Consider the following 3,523-nt stretch of genomic DNA (forward strand, 5'->3'; position numbering starts at 1 on the left):
CCTTCGAGCCAGCCGCGGCGCGACAGGTGCCGGCACACGCGATGCGCGATGGTGTTGGCGAGCTGCGTCAGTTGCGCCGATGTGGGCCGCTGACCATCCCCCTGTCCCCAAGAACGGCGAGCCGCGTGCTCGCCGTTTTGGCATGGACGCGTGCGGATTGGCGAACCCGAAGTTTGCGCGTGGTTCGCCATTCGGTCCCTCCAAGGTTCGCCACCCGAAGCCTGCAATGACACCTGTTCCTCAACAGCGTCATAGGAGGCTTCCATGCCGACAACGGCAAGCACCATCACCCGGTCGCCGGTCGATGCGATCAACGGTCTGTCTCCCGGCGATCGTCGGGTCCTCAACGAGAACGAGCTCGCGCAGCGCTGGGGGCTGAGCCCCAAGACCCTGCAGCGCTGGCGCAGCGAAGGGCGGGGCCCGCGCTACCTGAAGCTGTCCAAGCGCGTCAGCTACCCCCTGGAGTCGGTCATCGAGTTCGAGCGTGGCGCCCTGCACGACTCGACCTCCGAGCGCGCGGCGCGCTGAAGGGGGATGCGATGAGCGATTTGACCCTCTACCCCGCCGACATCGCCGCGATGTCCGTCGGCCAGCTGGCCGCGCTGCCGCCCGCCCAGAAGGCGGAGATCAGCCGCAACCTCGACGAAGCGCTCGCCTGGCTCAAGCAGGCCCGCGCGAAGTTCGACGCCGCGCTGGAGGCCGCCTACGGCGAGCAGGCCCGTGCTGCACGCCTCGAGGCCGGCAAGGACTTCGGCGTCGTGCACCTGAAGGACGGGCTGCTTCGCGTGACGGTCGATGTCCCGAAGCGCGTGTCCTGGGACCAGGCGCAACTGGCCGCCATCGCCCGGCGCATCGCCGCCGCCGGCGAGAAGGTCGAGGACTACCTCGACGTCGAGTTCTCGGTTTCCGAGTCCCGCTTCAACCACTGGCCGCCCGCCTTGCGCGCCGGGTTCGAGGCCGCCCGCACCGTCAAGCCCGGCAAGCCCACGTTCCGGTTGTCGATCGATGAGGAGGCTGGCCATGCGAGCGCCTGACTTCTGGCTTATCGACGACGACGTGAACGCAGCCTTGGCCTTTGCCTCGTCGCTGCCCCGCGCCGATGGGCTGGGCTATGTCTACGTGTTGGCCCTTTCCAACGGCACTTGCAAGCTTGGCTCGACGACCAATCTGGCGCAGCGCCTGGCCCAACACCGCACTGAAACCGCGCGCTACGGCGTATCGATCTGGCGCAGCCTGACCACTCGTCCGCACTTCAACTATCGGGCCGTCGAGTCTGGTGCCCTACGGTGGCTAGGCAACGACGGACGAAGGGAAGTTCTCCCGAACGATTTGTCCACCGTGCGTCGGGCAGTCGAAGCCCAGACACTCGAATGGACCGTGCCGGAGGATTACGCAGCACGACACCGCAGTGCGTGGGCTCTTTGCAACAAGCTGATGCGCAATATCGCGGCCGGACTTGGGATCACCTCCCAAGGTGAATTGACGCTCGAAGCCAGTCGTCTCTTGGATGCACACGTCGAGTTGGGGCGCCGCACAGGCCTGTCCGAGACCGAAGGCATGTTCAACGCCTTGGCCGTCATCGAAGCCACGACCGGGCTCGATCTTCGCGCACTGCGCGCAGTATTGCTGGAGGTGCAGTGATGGAGCGACGTCTTCCCATCATCACCGCCGACCAGCGGCTGCGCGAGAAGCAGGGCGTCAAGCTCGTGCTGCTGGGCAAGAGCGGCATCGGCAAGACCAGCCAGCTCAAGACGCTGCCGGAAGGATCGACCCTGTTCGTCGATCTGGAGGCCGGCGACTTGGCCGTCAAGGACTGGCGCGGCGACTGCGTGCGCCCGAGCACCTGGCCGGAGTTCCGCGATCTCGTGGTGTTCCTGGCCGGCCCGAACCCGGCGCTGCCGGCGGATGTGCCGTACTCCGAGGCGCATTACCGGCATGTGTGCGAGCGCTACGGCGATCCCGGTCAACTCGCCAAGTACGACACCTACTTCGTCGACAGCATCACCGTGCTCGCGCGCCTGGCACTCGTCTGGGCCAAGACCCAACCGCAGGCCTACAGCGAGCGCACTGGCAAGCCCGACACCCGGGGCGCCTACGGCCTGCTCGGCGCCGAGCTCATCGGGGCGCTGACCCATCTGCAGCACGCGCGCGGCAAGCACGTCGTGTTCGTGGCCATCCTCGACGAGCGCCTGGACGACTTCAACCGCAAGGTGTTCGTGCCGCAGATCGAGGGCGCCAAGACCGCGGCGGAACTGCCCGGCATCGTCGATGAAGTCGTCACCTTGGCCGAGATCAAGGCCGAGGACGGATCAATCTACCGCGCCTTCGTCTGCCACACGGTGAACCCCTACGGCGTCCCGGCCAAGGACCGCTCCGGCCAGCTCGAGTTGCTGGAGCCGCCGAACCTGCGCGCGCTGATCGACAAGTGCGCCGCCGCCACTCGAATCCCGACATCCAAGGAGTAAGCCATGACCGATTGGTGCGATTTCAACGACGTGCAGCAGCAGCACTTCGACCTCATCCCCAAGGGCACGCTCGCCCGCGTGCGCATGACCCTCAAGCCCGGGGGCTTCGATGACCCGGCCCAGGGCTGGACCGGCGGCTACGCCACGCAGAGCTTTGAGACCGGCTCGGTGTATCTCGCGGCCGAGTTCGTGGTGCTGGAGGGCGAGTACGCCCGGCGCAAGCTGTGGTCGAACATCGGCTTGCACAGCGCGAAGGGCCCGGCCTGGGGCCAGATGGGCCGCAGCCTCATCCGCGCGATCCTCAACAGCGCGCGCAACGTCCATCCCCAGGACATGAGCCCGCAGGCCGCCGCCGCGCGGCGCATCCAGGGCTTCCACGAGCTCGACGGCATCGAGTTCCTCGCCCGCATCGACGTCGAGAAGGACGGCCGCGGCGAGTTGAAGAACGTCATCCGAAACGCCGTCGAGCCCGACCACCCGGACTACGCCCGCCTGATGGGGCTGCCGCCGAAGAACCCCGGCAGTGGTTCCACCGGCGCGCCCGCCGCAGCAACCCCGCCGCGCACGACGCCGCCCGCCCCGCAACGCCCCGCCGTGCCGGGCAAACCGGCCTGGGCGCAGTGAGAGGAGGGTCAGTGAAGTGTTGGGTCTGCAAACGACAGGCGCGCGGCTACGGCCACTCGGACCTCCGGCATCCGGTGGGCGATGCCCGGCGCTATCCGATCGACTGGGTGTTCTGCTCGCGGCGCTGCCAGCAGGCGTTTCATGCGCTCTACGGTCAGTGGCTGCGGGTGCAGGAAGGACGCACGCCCAAGACGGAGGTGGCCATGATCGACCCGTCTGACGTCGAACTGGCCGCGATGAGGACGTGCCTCAAGGCCTTCGGCGCGGCGGCCGAGGAGATCGGCTTCGACAAGCCCCTCGGGGCGTACTCCGAGGCCGAGGCGCTCCAGGTGGTCGACGCCATCGTCACCTGCTACACGGGGTCTCCTCGTTTTCAGTGCAATAAGTGACGGTACGCAAAGCTAGCACTGGCGCGGGGGTGGTCTGGGTAGACC

At 67.4% G+C, this 3,523-nt stretch carries 6 protein-coding genes and 1 pseudogene; 6 read left to right on the top strand and 1 reads right to left on the bottom strand.

Features of this window, described 5'->3' with window-relative positions:
• Nucleotides 1-191, bottom strand: a 191-nt coding sequence (locus JAO85_RS25720; protein ID WP_237735015.1) for a hypothetical protein, incomplete at its 3' end; no start/stop codon positions are given.
• Between the two features lie 73 nt (nt 192-264).
• Here JAO85_RS25720 and JAO85_RS25395 point away from each other — a divergent pair.
• From JAO85_RS25395 to JAO85_RS25420, 6 genes and pseudogenes are all read left to right on the top strand, one after another.
• Complete coding sequence (locus JAO85_RS25395; protein WP_008648927.1) at nt 265-528, top strand: AlpA family transcriptional regulator; 264 nt, start codon at nt 265-267, stop codon at nt 526-528.
• 11 nt (nt 529-539) lie between these two features.
• Nucleotides 540-1,034, top strand: coding sequence for a hypothetical protein (locus JAO85_RS25400; RefSeq protein ID WP_068595575.1), 495 nt, complete (start codon nt 540-542; stop codon nt 1,032-1,034).
• The gene (locus JAO85_RS25405) at nt 1,021-1,641 is read left to right on the top strand and encodes a GIY-YIG nuclease family protein (RefSeq protein ID WP_019562414.1); all 621 of its coding nucleotides are present in this window, start codon (nt 1,021-1,023) and stop codon (nt 1,639-1,641) included. The genes JAO85_RS25400 and JAO85_RS25405 overlap by 14 nt, the downstream gene beginning before the upstream one ends.
• Entirely contained in the window at nt 1,641-2,465 is an 825-nt protein-coding gene (locus tag JAO85_RS25410) for an ATP-binding protein (protein WP_068595577.1), read from the top strand. The genes JAO85_RS25405 and JAO85_RS25410 overlap by 1 nt, the downstream gene beginning before the upstream one ends.
• Nucleotides 2,466-2,468: 3 nt before the next feature.
• Nucleotides 2,469-3,089, top strand: a complete 621-nt coding sequence (locus JAO85_RS25415) for a hypothetical protein (protein WP_068595580.1) — start codon at nt 2,469-2,471, stop codon at nt 3,087-3,089.
• 11 nt (nt 3,090-3,100) lie between these two features.
• Nucleotides 3,101-3,448, top strand: a pseudogene (locus JAO85_RS25420) (DUF6511 domain-containing protein); the annotation flags it as partial.
• Nucleotides 3,449-3,523: the final 75 nt, after the last annotated feature.

It is taken from the genome of Comamonas sp. NyZ500, assembly GCF_016772095.1.
Taxonomy (GTDB): Bacteria; Pseudomonadota; Gammaproteobacteria; order Burkholderiales; family Burkholderiaceae_C; genus Comamonas; species Comamonas thiooxydans.